The 25,853-nt window shown below is 37.7% G+C and carries 19 protein-coding genes; 5 read left to right on the plus strand and 14 right to left on the minus strand.

Going from position 1 to position 25,853, the window contains the following annotated elements; all coding sequences use genetic code 11:
- Window positions 1–247: 247 nt before the first annotated feature.
- The 11 genes from MHB50_RS18985 to ugpC all read right to left on the minus strand — a co-directional run bounded on the left by MHB50_RS18985 (window position 248) and on the right by ugpC (window position 10,794).
- Window positions 248–1,129 (minus strand): MBL fold metallo-hydrolase, encoded by an 882-nt coding sequence (locus MHB50_RS18985; protein WP_340084563.1) that lies wholly within the window; start codon window positions 1,127–1,129, stop codon window positions 248–250.
- Window positions 1,126–2,172 (minus strand): fumarylacetoacetate hydrolase family protein, encoded by a 1,047-nt coding sequence (locus MHB50_RS18990; protein WP_077113982.1) that lies wholly within the window; start codon window positions 2,170–2,172, stop codon window positions 1,126–1,128. The genes MHB50_RS18985 and MHB50_RS18990 overlap by 4 nt, the downstream gene beginning before the upstream one ends.
- Window positions 2,173–2,769: 597 nt before the next feature.
- Window positions 2,770–3,708 carry an NAD(P)-dependent oxidoreductase gene (locus tag MHB50_RS18995; RefSeq protein WP_077113983.1) on the minus strand — a complete coding sequence of 313 codons (939 nt, stop codon included), beginning with the start codon at window positions 3,706–3,708 and terminating at the stop codon, window positions 2,770–2,772.
- An 11-nt stretch (window positions 3,709–3,719) separates the two neighbouring features.
- Window positions 3,720–4,649 carry a TIM barrel protein gene (locus MHB50_RS19000; RefSeq protein WP_077113984.1) on the minus strand — a complete coding sequence of 310 codons (930 nt, stop codon included), beginning with the start codon at window positions 4,647–4,649 and terminating at the stop codon, window positions 3,720–3,722.
- Window positions 4,649–5,383 carry an HAD hydrolase-like protein gene (locus tag MHB50_RS19005; protein WP_077113985.1) on the minus strand — a complete coding sequence of 245 codons (735 nt, stop codon included), beginning with the start codon at window positions 5,381–5,383 and terminating at the stop codon, window positions 4,649–4,651. The genes MHB50_RS19000 and MHB50_RS19005 overlap by 1 nt, the downstream gene beginning before the upstream one ends.
- A 31-nt stretch (window positions 5,384–5,414) precedes the next feature.
- The gene (locus MHB50_RS19010) at window positions 5,415–6,104 is read right to left on the minus strand and encodes an extracellular solute-binding protein (protein WP_340084567.1); all 690 of its coding nucleotides are present in this window, start codon (window positions 6,102–6,104) and stop codon (window positions 5,415–5,417) included.
- Window positions 6,101–6,742 carry an extracellular solute-binding protein gene (locus tag MHB50_RS19015; RefSeq protein ID WP_340084569.1) on the minus strand — a complete coding sequence of 214 codons (642 nt, stop codon included), beginning with the start codon at window positions 6,740–6,742 and terminating at the stop codon, window positions 6,101–6,103. The genes MHB50_RS19010 and MHB50_RS19015 overlap by 4 nt, the downstream gene beginning before the upstream one ends.
- A gap of 77 nt (window positions 6,743–6,819) precedes the next feature.
- Window positions 6,820–7,647: a carbohydrate ABC transporter permease gene (locus MHB50_RS19020; RefSeq protein ID WP_077113987.1), complete on the minus strand. Its 828-nt coding sequence runs from the start codon at window positions 7,645–7,647 to the stop codon at window positions 6,820–6,822.
- 10 nt (window positions 7,648–7,657) lie between these two features.
- Window positions 7,658–8,542 (minus strand): sugar ABC transporter permease, encoded by an 885-nt coding sequence (locus tag MHB50_RS19025; RefSeq protein WP_340084571.1) that lies wholly within the window; start codon window positions 8,540–8,542, stop codon window positions 7,658–7,660.
- Entirely contained in the window at window positions 8,543–9,703 is a 1,161-nt protein-coding gene (locus tag MHB50_RS19030) for an alkaline phosphatase family protein (protein WP_340084573.1), read from the minus strand. It lies immediately after the preceding gene.
- Window positions 9,700–10,794, minus strand: a complete 1,095-nt coding sequence (gene ugpC, locus MHB50_RS19035) for a sn-glycerol-3-phosphate ABC transporter ATP-binding protein UgpC (protein ID WP_077113990.1) — start codon at window positions 10,792–10,794, stop codon at window positions 9,700–9,702. The genes MHB50_RS19030 and ugpC overlap by 4 nt, the downstream gene beginning before the upstream one ends.
- A gap of 755 nt (window positions 10,795–11,549) precedes the next feature.
- Between ugpC and MHB50_RS19040 the strand changes: the two genes are divergently transcribed.
- Together MHB50_RS19040 and MHB50_RS19045 are read left to right on the plus strand one after the other, a co-directional pair.
- Entirely contained in the window at window positions 11,550–12,104 is a 555-nt protein-coding gene (locus tag MHB50_RS19040; RefSeq protein WP_253191956.1) for a winged helix DNA-binding protein, read from the plus strand.
- 486 nt (window positions 12,105–12,590) lie between these two features.
- A complete protein-coding gene (locus MHB50_RS19045; protein WP_077113992.1) occupies window positions 12,591–13,736 on the plus strand; it encodes a response regulator in 1,146 nt (381 codons plus the stop codon).
- A gap of 2,403 nt (window positions 13,737–16,139) precedes the next feature.
- On the opposite strand, the gene MHB50_RS19050 is transcribed toward MHB50_RS19045, so the two are convergent.
- Window positions 16,140–17,474: a hypothetical protein gene (locus MHB50_RS19050; protein WP_340084577.1), complete on the minus strand. Its 1,335-nt coding sequence runs from the start codon at window positions 17,472–17,474 to the stop codon at window positions 16,140–16,142.
- Between the two features lie 252 nt (window positions 17,475–17,726).
- Here MHB50_RS19050 and MHB50_RS19055 point away from each other — a divergent pair, with 252 nt between their 5' ends.
- The 3 genes from MHB50_RS19055 to MHB50_RS19065 are packed head-to-tail and all read left to right on the plus strand — an operon-like array spanning window position 17,727 to window position 21,880.
- The gene (locus tag MHB50_RS19055; RefSeq protein WP_340084579.1) at window positions 17,727–19,466 is read left to right on the plus strand and encodes a hypothetical protein; all 1,740 of its coding nucleotides are present in this window, start codon (window positions 17,727–17,729) and stop codon (window positions 19,464–19,466) included.
- A gap of 16 nt (window positions 19,467–19,482) precedes the next feature.
- Window positions 19,483–21,645, plus strand: a complete 2,163-nt coding sequence (murF, locus tag MHB50_RS19060; protein WP_340084581.1) for a UDP-N-acetylmuramoyl-tripeptide--D-alanyl-D-alanine ligase — start codon at window positions 19,483–19,485, stop codon at window positions 21,643–21,645.
- Window positions 21,646–21,658: 13 nt separating this feature from the next.
- Window positions 21,659–21,880, plus strand: a complete 222-nt coding sequence (locus MHB50_RS19065) for a hypothetical protein (RefSeq protein ID WP_340084583.1) — start codon at window positions 21,659–21,661, stop codon at window positions 21,878–21,880.
- A 1,409-nt stretch (window positions 21,881–23,289) separates the two neighbouring features.
- Here MHB50_RS19065 and MHB50_RS19070 read toward each other — a convergent pair.
- Both MHB50_RS19070 and MHB50_RS19075 read right to left on the minus strand, forming a co-directional pair.
- A complete protein-coding gene (locus MHB50_RS19070) occupies window positions 23,290–25,029 on the minus strand; it encodes a HAMP domain-containing sensor histidine kinase (protein WP_340084585.1) in 1,740 nt (579 codons plus the stop codon).
- Window positions 25,016–25,732 (minus strand): response regulator transcription factor, encoded by a 717-nt coding sequence (locus tag MHB50_RS19075; protein WP_077113997.1) that lies wholly within the window; start codon window positions 25,730–25,732, stop codon window positions 25,016–25,018. The genes MHB50_RS19070 and MHB50_RS19075 overlap by 14 nt, the downstream gene beginning before the upstream one ends.
- Window positions 25,733–25,853: the final 121 nt, after the last annotated feature.

The following is a 25,853-nucleotide window of genomic DNA, read 5'->3' on the forward strand; positions in this document are numbered from 1 at the left end:
TTTCCGCAGGTCTCTTCAGCTTCCACGGAAACATAGGTCGCTTCTGCGGGATCTTCAAAAAGCTTGTCGATACTCCGTATCTAACTAATAAGAACGTTCTTTCATCAATGCTTTTCCAAAATAAAGAAAGAGCGAACCTTCATTGACACCTGCTTGTTTCGCTTTCCTTTAGTAGCACCCCTTATTGCAAAGAATGACAGCTGTCAAAATACGATCTTTTGCCTGTTTCGTTGTATATCCACAAGCATCACCTGATTGATGAAGATGAGACAACAAAACGTTCGTAAGCCGCCGGATCATGACTCGGAATACAAATGAGGTCTGGATGGTTCTGTTCCAATTGCTTAAACAGTGAGAACCATGAAATCATTTGCTTGTAATTGAAATGGGCCAGACGACTCCACCAACTGCCCGTCGTCAGCGTACGATAATTTTCATTCAGATAAACCGCATCAGCTAAGAGAAAAAACCGTTTCCCGCTCGGTTGGTTTAAGAGGAGACCGTATTGACCAATCGAATGTCCTGGCAGTGAGATCAATATAATGGAACCATCTTGAAATAAATCAATTGTATGTTTAAAGGGACCGTATGGAGTGCCATTTTTCTCGAAATGGAGGAGCGTCCGTTTACTCAATGGAATCTGATCATATAGCTTTTTAATATAACCGTTTAGCAAAAGCCGCCATGCGGCGCGCTGACCAAATTCCCACTCTTTACAATCCACGAAAAACCGCGCGTGTTTAAAATCTTGCACTCCCCCACTATGATCAACATGCAAATGCGACAGCAAGACATGCCGAATCTCTTCTGGGGCGATCCCGATTGCTTTCAGTTGAGTAGCTGCATTTTCTTGATCGGTAATGTGAACAGGTGTAATGGCGCTCATAAGTGAAAATGGAAAGGTGGCAGTATAGGCGTAAAAGCGAGTAGAATAACCGGTATCAAATAACAGATTCCCTGCAACGGGATGTTGTATTAAAAAGAACAACGCAGGGATTTTCATTGTTGTCTTTGGCTTATTTTTTACAAGATGATGGTGTTTCGCTCTACAAAAACCTGCATTGAATACCTGAAGTTCACATGGGGGAGTATCTGGGTGGATGTCCGGTAATGTAAAAGTATCCCTCACTCGCTTTTACTCTCCTCACATATATCTGCCCTTTGTCCCCATCTCGAATGTTGGAGAGCAGGCAGCTGACGCGGAACAAATTGTGTCAATGTACCGAGTCGATCAAATGTAATCGAAATACGATCCCCTGGACGAATCCATTCATCACGATCGAACCCGCAACAATCTGGAATGGTTCCCATCCCAATCACCGTTCCAGCTGCAGGTTGAAAAATCTTTTGCACATAAGCCAGGACATCATTAGGATGCACCGTGTATTCAGATGTACTTCCTTCCCATCTCCATCTATCCGCAATTTGAACAGATACATGCAAAGCGAGAGGGTTTTCGACTTCATCAGGTGTCACAAGATAAGGGCCAAATCCATTACTTCGTTCAAAATCCTTACTTGTGCTGGGACCACATAAGCTACGAAAATCTTCCCACTGGACATCCCGCGCTGACACATCATTATAAATAACGTAACCTGCAATTGTTGGCACAACACCTGCGGCATCCAGCTGATGGCCAATGACAATGCCAAGTTCCGGTTCAATATCCAAGTAAGATGTATACGCTGGCCATACCAACTCCTCATCTGGTCCACTTACTTGTAGATGATTACATTTGTAATACCGATAAACTGTTTTCTTTTTCTCTTTTTGAAAAGAACGCTTTAAAAACCACTTCAATAAAGAGCGAAGAGGCCACTGAAATTCATGGTTGATGAGTGTCTCACCTGCATTTGCCAAATGCCTCGGACTAAAACCAAAATCTAGTAAAGCCGAAACAGTGTCGAGCGGTGATAACAATTGAACTTCATGTAAAGGATAGATGGCATCATCAGTCGCAAATTGCTCGTACTGCCTGCCAAACTCGACTAAACTTTTTGCTTGCTGTTCACTTGCTGGTAAGTTCTGAAGATACGTCTCACAATCTGTTAACAATGAAGCCGACCTGCCACTTATGTGGTGAAGAGTTTCAAATGAAACGACTCGTTCATTTAATAGTACACCAAAATGAATGTCTTGCTGACCCTTCATGCGAAAACGTAACAGTTTCAAGAAAGCCCCCCTCCTTCTCGTTACTCATATTGTACAGATCGCCCAGTATGAATGCAAGTACTTGCTTGCAAATATAATTCAATTGCTTTTTACTCAATAAAAAGTGTTGTTCTGATCGAAAACAATTGTAAATCCTGCGCTCGTAAAAACGATGAGCCCACGCTTGCACTTGGCCTTCGTCCAAATATCGACAGCAATACAACTGGCGCCTCCATCCTGACCTAAAAAAAATATATGTGGCTTTGCGAAAGGCTCACTTGAACCTCCATTGAATGGAATATCTATCTGCAAGTATACTGCGAAAGCAAGTTAAACTTTTCTGTAGTAAGCGTAAAAAATGGCGAATAAAAAAAAGCCCGAATGAATGGTAATCAAGACCACTTCATCACGAGCCATTGCTGTATTAAATTCCCTTCAAACGGTCTTCATGAAGATAGAAAACCGATCATCCATCTCGAGCGAATTTGTTCAAACGACACAAATCCGTGTAAAATACTTCAAAATACCCTCGCAAAATGAATGCGCAATTCATCATCCACTTCATAAACTTGTCGACTTTCCGTGACTGCAGTACTGTCGTTGCTTGGATCAACTCAATTATAATTCATTTAAGTGATTAAAAGGAACTTTATTTTCTAGCACTCTCTTTATATTTTCAATAAAGAATTGAAACCTTTTTTGATGAAACTTCATTCCGTCAGGCATTCCTGCCGTATGCGGTGTTAAAATGACATTTTCCAATTGTCTAAGTTCGCTCTCTAAACTGAGTGGCTCATTTTCAAAAACATCTAAACAAGCGCCACCAATCTCTCTATTTTTGAGTGCAGCGATTAAATCGGGTTCACATACAATCGGTCCTCTAGCTGTATTAATGAAAAGAGCATCTTTCTTCATCTTACTTAAAAATTGACGGTCTACTAAATGTCTAGTCGATTCATTTAGAAAAATATTGACGGTAATCACATCAGACTTTTCGATCAGTTCTTCTAATTCAACAAGAGTGGCTATTTTATGATCGATATTTTTATTAATATCATAAGCTAACACATTCATTCCAAATGCGTTTGCCAACTCTGCAACTCTTTTACCGATTGCACCTAGCCCGATTGTGCCGATTGTTTTCCCAAACAATTCTCCACCTGTATAACTCAATTGCGTTTCATCTTTTTTATTTTTCATAAAGTGGTCTAAGTAAGGGATATTTTTAAAGTAACTGAGCATAAAAGCGATAATATGCTCGGCTACTGCATTGGCGTTAACCCCGGCAGCATTGCTCACCCAAATATGGTTTTTTGAACAAGCATCAATATCAACATTATCGTAACCTGCTCCTGTTTGCACAAACTTCAATTTTTTTGCTTTTTGAAGCAACTGACTATTGACTTGAATATGTTCCGGGATTAAAACGTCAGCTTCACTAATATATTCTTCAATGAGTTCAGGTTCGATCACTTTCACGGACCACTCATTTGGAAAAGCTTGAATGACTCTCCGTTTTGAACCCTCACTATAATAACCTGTTATTAAAATATTCATATATGCACCACCTAGGCCATTTCCCATGCTTCTAAAAATGTACGTTTCACATTAGCAATAACCAATTGCGAGGATTCCTGCTCCAAACGTCCTACTTCAAATGTGACGACAGGCTTTCTCGTCGGTTTTGGACTTTTAAAAAAGTCGATTTCATGTAGTGTCCGAATAAATTGTGCCAGCTCTTCCACACCTACTTCGGAATCTTGAATACCAAATGGAATATGCTTATCACCAAAATATGGTACATTTCTATCTTTGATATAACTGTTTCCGAGATGAATATGTGTTAAATAATCTTTTGCTAACCAAAGCGACTTTACCGGATTTTCTTGCATGATTGGTAAATGACTTTGATCCAGTAACAAACCAAAGTTCTGATATTCACTGCGAATCTTTTGGGCTACACTTACCGCTTCATGTGTTGGTCCTAGTAAATATTGACGATCAACATGCCGATCACCAATCTCTAACGATATACAGAGTTCATAATGTGCCGCTTTTTTTCTAGCCTCATGACAAATCTCCATCGCCGACTGTATAAATGCTTCGATATTCTGTTTTCGATACGCTTCGCCTTCATATTTTCCAGTGACGATATGCATCACTTTGGCGTTCATTTCATAGCAATGTTCGATGAGCATTTTACATTTTTCAACAGACGCTTCTCTCTGTTTTGAATCTAAAGAGCTCAAATCAATCTGTAACGCTCTAAAAGCATCCCCACCGTTAAAAATGACTTCTACTCCGCTATATTCTGTATATTTCTTCACTGCTTGTCTAGCTTTTTCATCCGCGATATAAGACACTTCAACAGCTGTAAAAAATGGGTCTTCTAAAATAGACAGTAAATTCGAGATGAATTTTTCAGGTTCTTCTTGAGAAAATGGATACAGCTTTGGTAATACAATGCCGATACTTGCGAGACTTCTAAAACTTTTCATTAGACAATCTTGCCCGATTTCATTAATTCTGGTAAATCGGCTACTGTATTTAAAACATGGGTATGCCAATATTTTCCCCATACTTCAATGGGTGTAGAACCTTGCATAACACCAATTACCGCTCTACAACCTGCATTATAGCCTTCCAACATATCCGCTGGTGTATCGCCTAATTTAATGACTTTCCGCGCATTTTGTACATTCAAATATTCCATTGCTTTAAAAATCATAAATGGCGCGGGTCTCCCTTTCCCTTCTGGAACCATATCTAAATCGACAGCACAGTCAATTAAACCATTTTTCACCCAACCGAGCTTTTCCATAATGACCTGATTGATATCACTATGGAAACCTGTACCCGTCGCTACTTTAATACCATTTTCTTGACACCACTTTAATGTTTCAGTAGCACCTTCGATTTCTTCACAATTTTCTTCATAATAAGAGATCATATATTTAGTATAATCGTGATAAATGTCTGTTGCTTGTTCACGTGTGGAATCGTCGATGTCCACTTCAAAGTTCTTGAAATCTATCATATTGCCGTTTTTACGAGCAATTAAAAATTGATATAAGTGGATTTTATTTGTGCCCATATGTGTGCTAATTTCGTCTTTTGTAACATCCAAACCATGAGCGATTGCCGCTTTATGTAAGCAATCTCTCACCCCATTATTATCTTTTACAAGTGTTCCGGCCAAATCAAAAACAGCAAGTTCTATTTTTCCATTCATGTTATAGCGCTCCTTTTTCATTCAGTCTATTTTATTTTTTCAATACTTTATCTAGTTCTTTTTGGGCTTTCTTTTGTGCTTCTTCTAACGCTTCTTTTGCCGGTATGTTTTGAATTAACACTTTGTCTTTTGCTAATTCAATTTCGGTATAAATTTTTCCGCCTGTTGGATCGACATATGGTGGAATACCTTTTGTTTTTGCTTGTTCTAATGGAACTGCCAAATAGGGATTTTCTTTTAACTTTTCTTGGTAAATATCTGTCTCAACAGCACTGTCCCTGACAGGAATATAGCCTGTTTCAACTGCCCAATAAGCTGTTTGTTCCGCTGCTGTGTAAAATTTGACAAATTCCCACGCGCCTTCTTGTTGTTCTTTAGGCGCATCTTTAAATAAATTAAACATAACAGAAACAGCTACTGGTCTCGGTTCACTGTCTTTAAAACCTTTTTGCATACCTGTGGCGACTTTTGTGAAGTCTAAATCTCCACCATCGCCAGACGAACCGGTATAACCTGCTGAACGATCATTCATCACGTTGTCAATGGTTTTATACCACCATTCCCATCCGTTTCCTCCGTGGACAGTATCCATTATTTTATCTTCATGAATCCATTTTCTAATACTATCCCAAGCATAGACCCATTCTTCTGAATCAATTGTGACCGTTTTTCCATCCTCACTTACAATATCTCCACCTGCGGAGCGGGCATAATCAATCATGTGCTCGGTATACCACATAACAGACCAACACTAATGCCTTCCTTTTCTTTGATTAATTTCGCTGCTTCGGCAAGTTCTTCAAAATTTTCTAACTCATCGTAGTTAATGTTATGCTTTTCAAAAATATCTTTTCGATAATACATCATTTGTGAAGCGACAAATGCTGGAACACCTAACGTTTTTTCATCGTACAACCCTTGATCAAGTAAAAGCATGTCGTCTTTGTTAAACTCAGGCTCATTCATATATTCATCTAACGGCAGTAAGACATCACTATTTGCTAACTTCATAAATTCCGGGTATCTATTAATGGCTAATGCCGGCGGTTTTCCAGCAGCTAACGATGCTTGCAAAGCTTGTAATGTTTCACCATATTCACCTTGCACAACTGGTACAATTTCATATTTGTCATTTGATTTATTAAAATCTTCGATTAATTTATTCATCGTTTCGCCGAGCTTTCCACCTAAGCCATAGTAAAATTCGAGCTTAATTTTTTCTCCATTGGCACTTTCAGTCTCTTTCGTCGTTGATCCTTTCGAATCTCCATTCGAACAACCTACTAATACAGCTATAAGTAAAGCGAAACTGGCGATGAAGAAACTAAGATGCTTCCATCTTTTGTTGTGACTCTTCATGTACACTTCCTCCTTTATTTTCTTGCTTCCTTGAAAGATTTGTAGTACCTTGTCCAAATTCTTTATTGATCACCTCCCTATTTGTTCACATACAAGTTGGACATAGACCGGATAATTCTTTTGTTAAAAATGATGAGCAAGAGTAACATTGGTAAAAGTGAAATCGCACTTGCTGCCATTGCAAAAGGAAAGTCCATGCCATACCCGGCCTGTGTCATAAATAAACGCCTCATGCCAATTGTCACTAACATGTTTTCTTCGGACTTCATTAATAGAGACGGCCACATGTAGTTGTTGTAACTATATATAAAAGTAATCAAAATAAGAGAAGCAATCGCACTTTTTGTATAGGGGATATAAACAGTAAAAATCAGCCTTAAATGTCCTGCTCCATCTAATTTTGCCGCTTGTACAACTTCTTTCGGAACCTTCGAGAAAGATTGCCTGAGAAAAAAGATGGCAAATATGCTAATTGCTTCACTCAAAATATAGCCCAGATGTGTATCCAGCAAATTCATATTGGAGATTAATATAAACGACGGAATGTAGGTTACCGCAGAAGGCAACATATAAGTCGCTAAAATCAAAACAAAACAAAATTGCACCCATTTTTTCTTAATCGCCACAAATGAATAGGCTGCAAAAATAGCGGATAATATTTGTACAATAATAATCACAGCACTGACAAAAATACTGTTCCATAAATACTGCCCCATATTTGATTCAGTAAAAACTCTTACATAGTTCTCAAACTGAAAGGTCGAGGGAAGGATATTGCCGCTATACAATTCATCTTTCGGTTTAACCGAAATCATCAACATCCATAAATACGGAAAGGCCATTAGTAGACTTAGCAACACTAATGTTGAATAGATGGTTACTTCCTTCCACTTTTTGGTGTACAATCATTTCACCTCAATTTTTAAACGTCATTTTCGTGACCATATAATTGATTGCGCTAATGAGTAAACAAATGACTAAAAAGATCATGGCGAGCGCAGAAGCAGGGCCCGTTTCATACCATTCAAAGGCAAGCACATAGAAATAATACAAAATCGTAGATGTCGCTCCAGATGGTCCTCCTTGTGTTAAGATGTAAATTTGATCGTAAGCTTTCAATGAATCTAAAGTAAATAAGACCAATAAGAAAATAAGAATTGGAGAAATAGCTGGCAACGTAATTCTGAACAATTTCCTAAAACCTCTTCCGCCATCTAAACTATTTGCTTTCTCAACATCTGGATCTAATTGAGCCATGGAAGAAGTAAGCAATAAGATCGATAAACCCGCATAGCGCCATATTGTTACAATGATGACAACGAGCATCGCCGTCGTTTCACCAGCCAACCATCCGATTCGTTCAACACCAAACTTGGATAAGATCGCATTAACGATACCAGTATCTTTGTCAAAAATACTTACCCAAACCATTGAAACGACAACAGTTGGCGTAATCCATGATGAAAAAATAGAAGCAACGAAGAAGTTCCGTACTGCTTTTATTTTGTTTAACAACACCGCTCCAAATATACCGATAATAATGGGAGGAACGACTGTGAAAAATGTAAAAACAAAAGTATTTAGTAATACTTTTAGAAAAAAGGAATCTGTCACTAACCCTTGATAATTATCAAATTGGACATAATCATAATCGGGTGAAATATAGTTCCAATCTGTAAAGCTAATATAAAATGTTTTCAACAAGGGATATAACCAAAATACCGTCAATGGAATTAAAGTAGGCAATAACAATAAAAACGGCCACGAATGACTCTTGAAACTTTTTATTAATTTAGGCATTTACCCATGCTCCTTCAAAAAACCTTTCATTACTTCCCCGTCGCTACCATGAGATGTTTTGAATAATTTCGCTATAGTAGGTGCAAGATGGATTAAGTTACTTTCTGGAACAATTTTGTTCTCTACAATTTGGTCTCCTTTGCAAATCATAAAGCCATTCATCTCTTCTATTTTTAATGGGTCGTAACCATGTAAACTTTTTAAATTGCGGTAACGAGGTTGCTCGGGAGGAATGAAGTCCTCACCACAAACATTCATTTGTAAATCTAAAATGCCGTAAGGCGCAAATGGTGAATGATTTACCCCTTCTAATATATGAAAAGCTCTCACTTCTTCCATTGCAGTAAAGTCATCCATTATCTTTTGATTGCTTTCTTCATCTAATAAGCTGTAAAACAACAGAGAACCACTTCCGTCACCGATAAATCGAACTTTGTTTGTCAATAACGCTTCTTTCCATTCACTTGTAAATAACCTTTCATTCGGATAGAAGAATGATTTCACATCACTTTGTCCATGATCTGAAAAAATAATGATGTTGAATGGTTTCTTCTGCTCAACCAATGTTTGTTCCAATTTATCGACGCTATCAAATAAAAACGTCAAGCTTTCCATTGCTTCTTTAGAATCTTTTCCAAATTGGTGAGAAAGTGAATCATAAGCCACAAATCTAGTTGCGATAAAATCAAACTGATTTGATCGAATACAAGCAATCGTTTCTTCTAAAGCAATGGTGTCCAAATTGTAAACAGCATGACTTTCATCAATTGAATTATTCTTTTTACTACTTGATTCTGTCACTAAATGTTGTACAAATGGATTATCCGTTGTTAAGGGCCAATGAATGCAGCTACTCTTAAAGGATTGCCTCGCTAAAGTAGAAAATAACGTTTGTTCATGCAGCTGCTGATTACAAAGAGCTTGATGATCACCATATAACACTACTTTTTCTAATGTCTTTGAATGACTAACGATGTTGTCAAAGACAGAATGTTTCTTATCTTCATTTCCAGTTAGAGCTGTTGCATGTGCATTGAATGTAACGGATGGAAATGTCGTCATCATTTTTTTACAATATGAATATCCTCGATTCAAAAAGGAATCTGCATACTTTTCGAACGTTTGATAACCAATCCCATCCAGCGAAATTAATATATTCATTCGTACACCCTCAAGTTCTTTTCAGTACTTTTATGAAATAAATTGAATTTATCGGCATGAATGCCTACTTTGATTTTTTGCCCCTTTTCATATAACTGATCTAGATTTTTCTTTAGAAGAAAAGATTGATTTTTATATTGCAAATGTAAAAGTACATCAGTACCGATAATTTCAGTAAATAATACTTCCATTAAAAGTCCATGTTCATTTTCGTTGGCGATGAAACAATGTTCAGGCCTGATCCCGGCAATCACTTCATCTCCAAATGACATCCCTGTTAACTGTAAAGGCATTGTTATTTCCCATGACGCGCCATCTATCTCTACAAAGACGCTTCCGTCTTCTTTCGTTAGTTTTGCATTTACATAATTGATTGGTGGAGAGCTTATGAAACTTGCAACAAACATATCTGCCGGACAATCAATGATCTCCAGCGGTGTGCCAATTTGTCTAAACTCGCCATCTTTCATAATCGCGATACGATCTCCTAAAGTAACGGCTTCTACTTGATCATGTGTCACATAAATAAATGTGGAATTAAGTCTTTCATGTAGCTTCTTAATTTCAATTCTCATTTCATTTCTTAGTTTTGCATCCAAATTGGATAATGGCTCATCCATTAAAAAAACTTTAGGCTCTTTCACAATGGCTCTACCAATTGCTACCCTTTGTTTTTGACCACCAGATAACTGATTCGGATAACGTTTGAGCAAAGGAGTGATTTGTAAAATCTCCGCAGCTGCTTCAATTCTTTTTTTTCTCTCTTCTTTTTTCACTTTTTGTATTTTCAAGCCGTAAGCCATATTTTCAAATACGGTCATATGAGGATATAAGGCATAGTTTTGAAATACCATCGCCACGCCTCTATCCTTCGGTTCAACATCGTTGACACACGTCTGTCCAATGAATACTTCACCTTCTGTTACTTCTTCAATCCCCGCAATCATTTGAAGCAAAGTGGATTTTCCACAACCGGATGGACCTAGCAAAACTAAAAATTCTTTATCCTCAATCTCTAGATTTAATTGATTTAATATATTTCTATCTTTCGCATATTTTTTTGTTAAACTCTTCAGTGTAATACTGGACATACTTACATCCCCTTACGCTTTGTTGTTATTACCAGAAATTGACCGATGGTATTGGATTTCATCCTGATCCGTACCACTGATCAAACTCCTATGTTGTAATATCCCCGGTTTATCACAGAGGTTACATTCGATCCTTTGATAAATCATGGTCTTGAAAAGCTCCATCGGCAGATATTTGATCGGTGGATGGACTGAACCATTTACCAAATGACGTGATAGTGTATGCTTGTCCAGGCAATCACCTCTCCGGCGGCTATTTTAAAGGAGAGCTTTTCCGAGTTTTTAAAAATAATATAGAACATACTAGAGAGATGATAGACCGACTTTTCATCATATAACTGAACGCGAAATTATTATTTTAGAATACTATAATCACCCTTCGATAACTTGACTATTGTTCAATATATATTTAATATTTAATCATAAAGTGCTTTTTAATAACTTTTTTAATATGTATTCAATTTTTATTGAACGATCTCAGTGTACTCCTAGATTATTAAATATATATGTAGATAAAATTAAATTTTTGTAAATTCATTTTTACAATGACTGCGTCTAATTTCAAAATAAGTTCTTCAAAGACGGGTCCTCAGCTAAAACAATTTGATTTACAAGTAAGGCCGGGTGTGGACATACAGAAATGAAATTATTATTCTAAATATAGTGAAGTATGAAGTATTTTTATAAAGAGGTATTTAATCGTTGTGTCAATTCGATCTAGCACATCGACGAAATGATAAAAGGAGCGTTCAATTGTGGAAAAACAAAAAGAAGAATCAAGCGTCCAAAATGAGTTAAGAGAAAAAGTGATAGACGCGATTGCTCAAACAATGGATTTATATGGTGTCAATTACTCATTTGGAAAATTATACGGTATCATGTTTTTTGAAGAGAAACCGTTAACACTTGAAGAGATGAAAGGCTACATGAATATGAGCAAAAGTAATATGAGCTATGCAGTTCGATCATTAGTCGATTCAGGGATGGTTACGCAACTAGAGGAAAAAAAAGATCGAAAAAATCAATATGTAGCTGAAACTGATTTCTTTAAGACTTTTCGTAACTTTTTCACTGTGAAATTACAAAGAGAAATCGATGTCATGTTAACAGCAATTAACGAAGCCATAACAACACTTTCAGAAATTGTATTATCTGAAGAAACCACGGAGGAAGAAAGACAAGCTTGTTTGAAAGACTTACATAAACTAAAACATAGTGCCAAATACTATAATTGGCTTCAACAATTTGTTGAGCTATTAAGAAATAATGATTTAAGTCTTTTTGATCTTAAAAAGATAGAAAAATCTTAACTCATACAAGAACGAATGAAGTTTCAGGAAAAGAATGTGAGTCATATGCGCGATTGTCTAGTAATGAGTAAGGAGTCAAAATAAAGACTTATAGCTAACTTTAATTCAAATCAAAATCGAGTTTGCTCGTCCATTATGACCGCAAAACCCATATATATAAAATGGCACAATCTTTGGAGATAAGTTGAAAGCGATTTGATATTCCTACAAATGATGAAAAATAGAACCGCGTGAAATCAAGTTTTAAAAGTTGATTTTACGCGGTTTATTCATTTCCTTTCACATACAAGCCTTTAAGGAGGGGAACACCCTCTAATATAAGGAGCCATTTAGTTTTTGCTTAGAAAATGCTTAGAAAAAATTTACCTTTTTGTTGTATATTGGTCTATGTTCACCGAACTATTTAGTATTCATAAAAATAAATGTATATAAATCTAGATAAAAATATGCGATTTTTTATAAAATTTTTATAGGGGGGGAAATATTGTGAAGACATATATTATTATAGATGATAACCAAAAGGATGTGGAGTTATTATTTCGAATATTAAATTCTACAAAACAATTAAAATTAGTAAAAAAATACACGGGTGCAATACAACTAGAAAAAGAACTAACTGATTTACACTTAGATTTTGAAATAGCTTTTATAAAAACATGGGTGTTTGGACAAAACGGTATTACAATTGCTAAACGCTTAAAAAAAATACGTCCTAATATACAGATCGTTTTTATTTCCAAAGAAAAGGAGTTTGCAGTAGATGCATTTGAATTAGGCGCTATTGACTATATCTTGCAACCATATAATAAGAATAGGATTTATAAAACAGTAAACCGTCTTTTGAAAAATAAGAACACTTCTTTACCCAGAGAGAGAGTAGATATGGTTTGCTGTTTTAAGCATTTACATTTTAAAGATCAGAAACAAGAGATTATACCAGTTAGATGGAGAACAACGAAAACAAAGGAATTGTTCGCTTTCCTTATTCAAAATAGAAACGAATTAATGGTGAGAAAAGATGTTTTGATTGAATTACTTTGGCCAGAAGAAGATGTCAATAAAGCCTTTGAGAATTTATATAGTTGCATCTACGAAATTAGAAAATTATTAAAGCAAATTGGAGCAAACATTCAAATTATCAGCATAGATAGTGCTTATGAAGTAATTTTAAATGATGTCAAGTGTGATGTTGATGAATGGGTGGCAGGAATTAATGAGCTTCCTTTCATTTCAGAGGAAACACTGCCTAAAGCGTTAACATTAATAAATCAGTATACAGGTGACTATTTGGCAGATGAAACGTATATATGGAAAGAGAATGAACAAGAAAGTCTAAGAATGTTATATCAAGCCTTTTCAAATAAGGTACTTCGATATTTAATTGCCAACGAGCAGTATACAAAAGCTACTTTACTAGCATTGAGAAACCAAAGACTTAACCCTTATTTAGCGGATTCATATTATTTTTTAATGAAAATATACGATAAACTTGGAGACATTTATAATGTTGAAAAACAATTTTCCAAATTGGTAGAAATGTTTAGAACCGAATTCAACACTGTTCCTCCAACTCATATTAAAGATTGGTATAGGAAATGGATCGAAAAACAAGTGAAAACTCCTGAAATATAAATAGACGGGCCACAACTAAATCAGCTGATGAAAAAACGAACAATAAAGTGAAACTTCATTCAGTAGGAGGTTTCTTTCATCTCCTACTGAATGTTAGTTGAACCAATCGGGCATTTAGGTGCCGTTTTTTCCTTTTGTATCAACTCAGGTCTTGAAGTGGGAGTCTTACGGCACCTTACATGCCGGATAAATCGTCCTAGTGTATAGCAAGCATTTAGCGTAGTCAACATATGTAGACTCCTGCGGGAATAGCTCGAGCTGAAGATCCCGCAGGAAAGCGATCTTTTGCTTTCCGAGGAAGCTGAAGAGACCTGCGATAAGCGAAATATTTTGACGTAGCGATGATTGGGATTTTTTATAACAGAAATAGGGGCTGGAACATAAGTTAAAAGCTGATTGATATTCGTAAAAATCGTGAGCATAAAACCGCGTGAAATCAAATTTAAAACCTTGATTTCACGCGGTTTATTCATTTTTACAGGGTTCTGTCCCCGCCCCTTTTGCTGTTTCGTATTTGCTTATGTTCCAGCCCCGTTTTATATCTAAAATTCAGTTTGTTGCGCTAAATTACTTTTGCTTAGTTATTGCTTAGTTTTTTCATATAAATAGGCAGGTTTTTGATGAGTATTTTCACAAGTACAACTTGTTAAAATATTTTCGAATTAGTTATTGAAAGGAGTAAAAGCGCGCGTATATTGTTTGGAGCTTGGCAGAAGTGAAAGAGTTGTCCACCTAAATGGAAAAAAAAGGAGGCTCATTAGTAATAATCAATCTATTATTTTGGCACTTATCATCGTAAATACCCATTTTATCCGGCAAATGTAATGGCTTCCACACCAGAAGTTCCACCTTTTTCATTTCGTATTACCGATGAAAAAGTAGATGAGAAACATTTTAAATATGGCTTTTTTCTAGGGTTAGAAAAGTGGAAACCATAAGGATCGCAAATTAGTGACTGGTTCGGTTGAGGTTAACAGTGGCTAATCGTGATCCAATGGAGCTGAATTACCTTGAATGATGTGTTGCACGATAAGTTAAATGCGGCAAATTGATCTTTTCATTTGAAAAACGGCCCATTCCATCATCAGTAAAACAGGAGATGGAAAGGTTAGCTATTCTACAAAAAATCCAGCTTCATAAGATTTTTCCGGCAGATTTAAATGGAAAAAAGCGGATGATATATTCCCAAATGGAAATGGTAAGAAAATCTCTACGGTACAGATAATCGCACCTCTTTATCCATTTCATAACAAGAAATTTCTTTAGTGAAGTGATGATGCAGTATATGCCCGAAACGTTTGCACAGCCAAGTAATTAATCATGTCTACTGTGAGGAGATAGAACTAAATGAGGAAGTCAAACATAGATTACAAAAAACAAATGAATAAAAACCATAAAAGAAATTTCAAGAAAAAATCTTCTATGGTTGCCGTTGCCTTATTAGCCACGACTCAGGCAATGAATCCTGTTAATGCTATGGCGTCTATGCCCGCTGCACCAAATTCTGTCATTCAGCCTTTTTCATCTAGTATTTATGATGAAGAAATTGACTACAAATATATTAAATATGGTCATCTAGAAGTTAGAAACCATCATGTGAAAAAATCGGAAGTAAATCTAACTTATTATACTCACTATTCATTAAATATGGCTTTTAAATTAAAGCATGCAACCTTTAATTTAACAATTGATGAGGATTTAAAAGATTACATCTCAGATGTACGGGTGAGAGTCGGTAGGGAATGGATATCAGCGCATAAATTAGCAGATGGTACATACAGCATCAATCACCGCGATGTGCTAAGTACAGCCCTTATTGGTGTCAATCAACAATTTGATATTAAAATTGTGCTGAATAAAGAAATTCAACATTTAGATAAGGATTTTTATACTGCTGATATTGCCCTTTTTGATAAAGAGAATAGAGTCGTTGTCAATACGACAGACAGTGCTTATTTTAAAACAAAAGATAGTGGCATGAGTCGAGAGAATAATAATCTCGTAACTGGTTCCGGTTATACCGTTGCTGATAACGATCCTCATGGTACAGAAATAACGTTAAGATATACAATGCATTATAAGTTAAATGCAACCAAGCACAATGACGGTCAATTTAGATTCAAGCTTGATGAAAAATTAATCCCGTTTATTAGTGATGTATTAGTTCAAACAAGAGATGGAAAATTCAAGTCTGTTATCTATGATAAGAATGGAAATTTTAGTTATGCATCAAATGAATTAGTATCACACGCGCTTATAGGGATTCGTCAAGGCTTTTCGGTAAAGATTAAATTAAAAGAAACTGTTGAGAATTTACCTAGCGGAATATACTTATTTGATGTTTATCAAACAACTGGTGACGGTAAGAGGATTTTAGACGGTACAGATAATACTACATATTTCCTACATGAAAATCCAAATGATGATGCGGACGCAGATGCGGACGCTGACGCAGATGCCGATGCCGATGCGGACGCGGATGCCGATGCCGACGCGGATGCCGATGCCGACGCGGATGCGGATGCTGACGCTGATGCGGATGCCGATGCGGATGCCGATGCCGATGCGGATGCCGACGCGGATGCCGACGCGGATGCCGACGCGGATGCCGATGCCGACGCGGACGCGGATGCCGATGCTGACGCGGATGCGGACGCAGATGCCGATGCCGACGCTGACGCGGATGCTGATGCCGACGCGGATGCCGACGCAGATGCCGATGCGGATGCCGACGCGGATGCCGACGCGGATGCCGATGCCGACGCGGATGCGGATGCCGACGCTGATGCGGATGCGGATGCCGACGCGGATGCGGATGCCGATGCCGACGCGGATGCCGACGCGGATGCCGACGCAGATGCCGATGCCGACGCCGACGCCGATGCGGATGCCGACGCAGATGCCGATGCCGACGCCGACGCCGATGCGGATGCCGACGCTGATGCCGATGCGGATGCCGATGCGGATGCCGACGCTGACGCAGATGCCGACGCAGATGCCGATGCTGACGCTGACGCAGATGCTGACGCTGATGCGGATGCCGACGCGGATGCCGATGCCGACGCGGACGCGGATGCCGACGCGGATGCCGACGCGGATGCCGATGCCGATGCGGATGCCGACGCAGATGCCGATGCAGATGCGGATGCGGATGCCGATGCCGACGCAGATGCCGACGCTGACGCGGATGCCGACGCTGATGCGGATGCCGATGCCGACGCAGATGCCGACGCTGATGCTGACGCGGATGCCGACGCGGATGCTGATGCGGATGCCGATGCGGATGCCGACGCGGACGCAGATGCCGACGCTGATGCTGATGCCGACGCGGACGCGGATGCCGACGCAGATGCCGATGCGGATGCCGATGCGGATGCCGACGCGGATGCTGATGCCGACGCGGACGCGGATGCCGACGCAGATGCCGACGCGGACGCGGATGCCGATGCCGACGCGGATGCCGACGCCGACGCAGATGCGGACGCCGACGCGGATGCCGATGCCGACGCAGATGCCGATGCAGATGCCGACGCAGATGCGGATGCCGATGCCGACGCAGATGCGGATGGACGCCGACGCGGATGCCGATGCCGATGCGGACGCCGATGCCGACGCCGACGCAGATGCGGATGCCGATGCGGATGCCGATGCCGACGCGGATGCCGACGCGGATGCCGATGCCGATGCCGACGCGGATGCCGATGCTGACGATTCTAATGGGAAAGAAAGAGTTGGCACTGAAGAGCGTTTAGCTGATAAGGACAATAACGAAGGTGGAAAAAAGCTACCAAATACTGCTACATCTATTTTTAACACAGGCTTAGCAGGATTAACTGCGCTGCTGGCAGGTATTGCTGGATTATTTGCTCGTAATAGAAGAAAGAATAGTAAAGCGGCAAAATGAATTAGATAATTAGTATCTTTATGTAAGTCAGCCTATATTTCACTTGAAATGTAGGCTGACTCATTTATAAAGGGAAGGAAAAGATAATGGGACAGATCTCAAATCTTACATATATCAACCAAGCAATGGATCAGTATGAAGTATATTTTAACAAGCAAATGGCCAATGAAAATATCCAAAGTGTTTACATTCATAATGATGAGTTTTACATTCTCTTCTTGTCAATAGGAAATCAGCACATTCGTTCACGAGTTCTAAAAGCAATGGATACAAGTTTTCATAAAGCATTCAAAAAAATAAAACGAAAGGCCATTCAACTTGTTCAGAAAAGTGGTGTCGATCCACAATGGTTAAAAGTGGATATCGTATCAGAAGTTAAAAAAGTACCTTTTGAAGTTTTAGAAGAAAAGGTTAAAAAAGCGCGTAAAAATTATTTTCGTTGGGGGATTTCTTTTGATTCAGAGTTTCGTTTAGCTTTTTTAGAACAAGAAATTAACGGTAATGCGATGATTAGGAGTACTAACAAACAGCCCTTATCCTTAGATGAAGTAAATATCAATCATTATTTGAAATATAATGAAGGATTACGATTTCCTTTTATAAAAAAACTATACATAAATAAAGACGTCTATCTTTTTAAAACAACAGCTACTTTTAAAAATAAACTTGATGATGAAATTCACGAATTATATAATGGCGAGCTAACAAATGGCATCAGAAAAGTAACGAATATTAAAAAAGAAACAAAACAACTTATAAATAAATCGACATTATTTCTAATGAAGCAAATGACAGATAACGGTCAGTTCGAATACGGCTATTTCTCCGCATTTGCTAAGAAAATAGGAACATATAATATTTTGCGGCATTCTAGCTCTCTTTATGCGCTGGCAGAAGGATATGAAATTTTGCAAGAACCGAAGATATTGGAAGCCATTGAACGTGGGCTGAATTACTTGATAAAAGAAGCGATTGTTTATAAGGAGGATGCCGAGGAACAGACAGCTTTTGTTGTGGATTATTCGAATGAAAACGAAATAAAACTGGGCTCTAATGCTACAGCCATCTTGGCTATGACGAAATATATGGAGGTTGCACAAAGTGACAAATATGTAGAAGTCGCCCAAGCATTAGCTCGAGGCATTATTCATATGAAGCTTCCTGATGAAGGATTCATTCATGTATTGACATACCCCACTTTTCGTGTAAAAGCACTAAATCGAATTATCTATTATGAAGGCGAAGCCATTTTTTCACTGTTGCGTTTATATGCGATTGATAAAAATGATTACTGGTTAGAAGAAGTAAAGAAGACATTCGATTATTTTATTAAATATGATTATTGGAAATACCATGATCACTGGTTAAGTTATGCAGCAAATGAATTAACGATTTACGAGCCAGAGGATAAATACTTTATTTTCGGATTAAAAAACTGCAATCATCGGTTGAATTTTATCTATCATCGTGAGACAACTTATCCTACTTTTCTCGAATTGACAATGGCTGTTTATAAAATGGTAGGTAAAATAAAAGAACTACAAAAAGATTACTTACTCAAATTAATTGATGAAACGTATTTAGTGCAAACGATCAAGCGCCGCGCCGAATACCAACGTGTTGGATTTTTCTATCCAGAGTTAGCCATGTATATGAAAAATCCTGGATTAATCTTGCATGGTTTTTTTATTCGTCATCATTCTTTCCGTGTAAGAATCGATGATGTTGAACACTATTTATCAGGATACTGTCAATTTTTTCATTATTTTATTCCGGATTTAATAGATTATAATCTAACGATTTCAGATTCACAGGAAGATGAATAGGAAATGAGGGTAAGAAATGGCAGCAGGTTTTACTTATCAAGAAATAGCAGACATATTAGATGGTTACTTCTTCAATGAATTGGAACAAAGTTCACCAATCATTGATTTCGAATTTGACCCTGCCCAGCTTCAGAAAGGGGTATCAGGTAATTGCTTTATTTCTATTTCAAGAGAAAGATGGAATCAATTTCATAAGAAAGAATTACCGTGGATAGATGGTAATGTTCGCATTTTAGAATACTATAAAAACTGTGATTTAATCATTACGGAAGAGCCGATTAAAGAACTAGCCCCGTTTGTAGCCCAGATTATTGTAAAGAATAGTATCAAGTCTATGCAAATTTTAGCAAAACAGGCTAGAAATAAAATGAAAAATCCGGTTATCGGGATTACTGGTTCCGTGGGAAAGAGTTCTACTCGCCTAATACTGGAACACCTTCTAAAAGAGATTAGTAATGTTGTTGCAACCCGCGGCAATCACAATACACAAACAGGGGTCCCGTTATATGGCGCGAAATTATGTCGGAATCCCGATATGGGAATTGTAGAAATATCATTAAATGCGCTGAATAATCGTGGAAATCAAGCCTTAACAATAAGACCTGATGTGTGTATGGTTACTTCTATTGGAGAAGCGCATCTTTCCACATTACATTCAACCATGAATGTAGCTGCATTTAAGGCGAGAATATTCGATGGTTTAACAACAGGTGGTTTAGCAATCATCAATAAGGATATTGGCAAAGAAGAGTTTAGGATTTTATATGAACAGGCCAAAAAAAGAACGAATCGGATTAAAACATATAGTTTGATAGATAAATCCGCTGATTTATTTCTTGAAAAACGGATCTATGAAAAATATATAACAACGGTCATTTTTCAATATAAAAAAACGGCTTATACGTTTGATATGATCATGCCGAGTGATGGCATCATGATGAACACGTTAGGGGCGCTCCTCTGCCTGGCAGAATTAGGATATGATATTGATTCAATGGCAAGAAAAGTATATGATTTTAAATCACTCGACAGAGTGATGGAATTAAAACGGCTTAACTCAAAGGACCAAAGAAGAATAGACATTATTGATGATTCGCATAATGCCGCAATTCCATCCATGATCAATGCGATAAAAACATTTAAGGAAAAACAGTTTTTTTACAAAGGGAAGAAGATTTTAGTTTTAGGGCAAGTAGCCGACCTCGGTGATCAAAGTGAATACCTGCATGATAAATTAGTTCCTTATATTCTTCAATCGGATGCCGACTATGTCTTTGGCCATGGAAAATACATGAGGGATGTGATTAAAAAACTACCTGCAAACATGGTAGGTGGGTGGTTTAACAATGCGCTAGAACTATCAACTCGTATTCCCTATTATTGTTCTGACGATTCATTCATTCTTTTAAAAGGTTCTGTATCCGGCAGTGACTTTAGAAAAACGAGCCATTATCTCCCTGCACAGATTAAACGTTCGACTAAAGAAATAAAGGACATTACACCACAAGTATTGGTTGATCATATTCAACCTATGTGGGGCATCGTTGGATACGATTTAAAAGAAAACAAAGAAATTTTTCATAAAGGATATCTCCAAACCAAATCGATTGAAGGAATAGGTCCGATCATCTTATTACTGCTACTCTTTCAGATGGGAATCCAAGACCAGAAAGTGAGTCGTTTGAAAAGGTGGCCCACAAATGAAGGGATAAGTATCAATCAAAAACCTTTTCATTTTGGTCAGACATTCACACATCGTGAATTAGCAGAAGAAGTGATGCTAACCCAACATCCGAGCGCTGTTTTTGAACTGGCCTATTTATATTTTTCTAACAGAAACAAGGCAATGAAAGAGATTACGAAGTTGATAGAAATGCTGGACATTACGCCGTCCGCCGCTCTTAATTTGACAGGACGGTATCGTGTGAAAGAACAGCAATCATTTCAATTAAGTGACTTAATAAAAGTTGGAAAAGCACTGAAGCAATATCAATCAGAGTTACCCATCATCATGAACTGTAATGGAATGAATATGAGAGGAATCGCATTTGGAACCCTTCGATCACATTGTATCCTTTTTAATGAGGATGTATTATATTGTGGCAGCGGAATGACCAGTGTTGAAGACCTGAAGCGCAACTTGACTCTTAGCATGGAATTGACACGAATGAAAAGCTAAAGGGCTGATTCGATTGGATAAAAAAAATGCTAAGAGCGAGGACTTAGAAAAAATAAACGAAGAAATAGAAGAAGAGTTATTACAGTACTTGGAGACTGGTGAATTACCGGATGACCAGCCTGAACAATCAGGGAAGAAATCTTCATTTCAGTCGCCATTTCAAGTTTTCGTGACAGGCGCTTTCATTGTCGTTATAATTACTAAGCTCATACAACTTGTTTATGGTTTATTTTAGGAAAGGTCCTGCCCTGCCCGGATTTTAGCAAACGGGAAATAAGAAATGGGAAACTTGAATGGAATTGGTGATTAACCAAAAGAACAGTTCCCTGGAACGTTTTCTAGTAGCTCAATGTTCAGAGTATAATCATAACCCCAAGTTCAGCATCCGATGCCATTTAGGAATAAAAGCAAATATCTTGTAGTAGTTAGTTTTTTTGTATACTGACCTTGCGGAGGGCGAAAAGCTCCATCGCCAAATGATTGATTGGGGATAAGCTTAACCCTTTTACCAACTTGCATACTAGACGGAGAGGTAATTGTCTGTCCAAATCTACTACAAAGAAAGATCCCTATGGACCTTTTTTGACGTGTCTAGATAATTGTATGCAACATTAGTGATTAGTTGCCATGTTTGAAACACTGGGGAATCATGCTTATAACCCGCTATCCTTGACGTTGTTAGCGGTCATGGTTATGTAACTCCTGAATGAGGAAGTACAGTCATGCTACCACGACCGCTCTCTTCTATGTTTGGCTCTTTTCATTTTCAAGCTGATATATTACTTTTCGGTCAGCTCCTAAAAATAATTAGGTAAATTACTTTTTTGATTTAAGGGCGAATAGTGCATATATACATAGGAATACTCCTAAAGCTAGCCCCAATGCACTCGTATAATTGACCGGTTGATAATATAAATCGTTCACGATATTATTGATAAAAAAAACAAGCATTGATACCGATAAGACTAACATGATCCATATAATTAGTTTGGTACCCCTTGAATATTTCGAATGTTTTTCTTTTTTCATTAAATCCTGCACCTTGGCCCTGGAATTTTATCAAATGCTTTTACTGCTTTGTCGTAAATATAAACATTTATCACCGAATAAAATTGTACCAATACCAGGTATTTAAAAAACACCTTCCTTCACTTACATCCCTCCTTTTTCCTTATAATATCATTATTACAAATATTATGTAATATTTAATAATTTGATTTCTTTTAAACAAACTCTGTCAAAAAAAGAATGATCATTATCATTGGGTTGTTCGCGTTTGCTTTTATTGCCACCAGTCTTCTTCCCAGACTTTGGAGTAAGTACTTAGATCAACAATGGCTTAAAATTGTTATCTTACTTCCAATTGGTTTCTGTTTATTATGGTTTTGGTTTAAAGCTGAATATACAATAATAAAGATTAACATTCACATCATTAGAGAAGCCAGAAGTCCATTTATGCTTTATGTTCTATGAAAGATTTAACCACAAAACTAAGTTAAGTATGTTTACAGCCAAATCCATCATTTTGAGGATATAAAGAAGGTGGGAAATAGGCTGAAAACGAATCAATATTCGTACAAACCATGAAAAATAGCACCGCGTAAAATCAAATTTGATTTTACGCGGTTTATTCGTTTTTACATGCTATTCATCATCTTCCTCCGCACGGGCTGGCAGGATCAATCGAATTTGAGTACCCTTATTCGGAGTGCTTTTCACTCGAATGGACCCATTATGAAGCTGTACCAATTGTTTCGTAATAGCCATCCCAAGGCCCGTTCCACTGCCGGAGTCGCTTGTGTTCGTGCCTCGATAGTAACGCTGGAACAATTTATCAAGGGTTTCACTATCCATCCCTATCCCGTTATCTTCCATTTTGATAATGATCAAATGTTGTTCTATCAAAGAGGTGGATACTGTGATGGTAGTGCCTGGTGGATTATATTTAATAGCATTTGCGATTAAATTATCGAGAATCCGTTGAAACCACTTTTGGTCAATATAGGCATAAATGATTTCATGATAAGGATGGAAATCGAATTGTATTTCGTTATGAGCCGTTTCATTAATAAAATGTATAATGGTCCGACGTATAAATTCGTTGAGATCAACTTTTTCTTTGACAATCGGCAAGGCTTGATTTTTCAAACGATAGGTTAACGTTAAGTCCTCAAGTAATTGCATCATATAAACAGACTTCTCGGAAATCACTTTGGCAAACTCTCTTGTTTCCTTTTCACTCCACGAATAATTTTCAGACTCCAGCATTTGTGAATAACCTGTTATAGAAGCAAGCGGCGTTTTTAAGTCATGAGAAATACCCGTTATCCATTCTTCCCTTATTTGCGTCATTTTCTGCCGCTCCGATTCGTTTTGCTTTAAGGTTTTTGTTAATTGAACAAGTGTGGTAATGAAATCCTTATATAATCGGTATTTCTTTTTCAGTTTTCCTTTTTTATTTAACAAGATAGGACGTTGATGGATATCTTGTGGCTGTTCGTATACTCCTTCACCCAGGTTCTTAATCCATTTCATCATCATAATTAAGGGAACTCCGAATTTACGCGCATACCAAAATGTCCCTATGAAAAGAAAAAGGATCAATAAGATAAAGATGATAAAAAGACTATGACTAACTGTTTTATAAATACCTTCTTCTAAGCTAGAGTTTGAATCTGCTTTATACGTCCCCACAATTATGGATTGCTCGGTCTCCTCATCAAAATAAGCGGTCGTTACATGATACTGATCTTGTGATAATGTCATGAGATCTTGATTGGAGTACTTAGTCGGCTGTTTCTTCGTACCATATTCATCTACTACTTGTCCTGTTGCATCGATCAATTGGACCCAGCCGTTTTCTTCATTGATTTTTTGATAAGCCCTATCTGAAAGGTTAAGCTGATGATTTTTCCAATCAATCTCTGGCTTTATCTCATTTACTATGTCTGTGCCGGAATTTTTTTTACCAAATAATAGGATATACGGCCGTTTATACCCTTCTTCTAATTTCCAATACGAGTATTCCGCGGGAGTTCCCAAAATCAATGAAGCAACTTCACTCTCATTCATATGAGCGGGTACTTTTTCAGCAGTATTGTAAGAGCCGATCACAGCACCTTTCTCCGTTAGAACGATCAGTTGGCCATTCTGATTTTTCACCATTTTTTTTAGTTTCTTATCGAATGTGACCTTTTCATCTTTGATTGAAATCTTATCAATAAAAAACAACTCGTCTGCTTTTGACAAATCTTTTGCAACATCCGAATTCATGATGGAAAAGCCAATAATGGCCCACATGATTATTAAAATAAGAGATAACAAAAAGAAAGCCAGGATGATTTGGATGAAAAACTGTACGATAAAACGTTTATGAATGTTCATGTTTGTCACCATCGGGAACAAATTTATACCCGAGGCCTCTAACTGTTATAATGTGACTCGGTTTGCTTGGGTTTTCCTCGATTTTTTCACGCAGCTTTCTTATATGAACCATAATCGTATTATCCTCGCCTAGAAAATCCCCGCCCCATACCTGCTCATACAGTTGGCTTTTGCTAAATAGTTGATTTGGATGTTTACAGAAGAAGAGCAGCAGTTGGTACACTTGAGCAGGCAAATCCACCATTTTACCATTTACTTTTACTTCGCCGGAAAGTGTATTTACATGGATGTTTCCATATTGATAAGTTGTTTGTGAAGTTGGTGTCATATGGACCATTTTCCTGCGCAAATGCGCTTTGATCCTCGCGACAACTTCCAGGGGATTGAAGGGTTTTGTAATATAGTCATCCGCTCCCAAGGCAAAACCGGAGAGCTTATCCAAATCGGAAGATCTGGCAGTTAAAAAGAAAATAGGAGCATCGGTGGTTTCCCTGATCATGGGACAAATATCAAAACCGCTCCGGTTGGGGAGCATCACATCCAACAAAATCAAGTCATATCGTTTTGTTTTACAAAGTGCAAGCGCGTCCTCGGCTGTAGCGGCTGTATCGATATGTTTGAACGCCTCTCTTTTTAAAATCGTCTCTAACATCTGTAAAATGGCTTTTTCATCATCTACAATTAATATATGTGCTTCTTGCATCAAGATCACCTAATCGTCGTTAATTTATATGAGTATCATATCATCCAAAAAACCAAAGTTGCGAATAATTAAGGGAGAATTAAGGTAGTGTTTCGGCTAAATTAATGTAGGCAACTTATAA

This window comes from Siminovitchia sp. FSL H7-0308, assembly GCF_037980985.1.
GTDB lineage: Bacteria > Bacillota > Bacilli > Bacillales > Bacillaceae_C > Siminovitchia > Siminovitchia thermophila.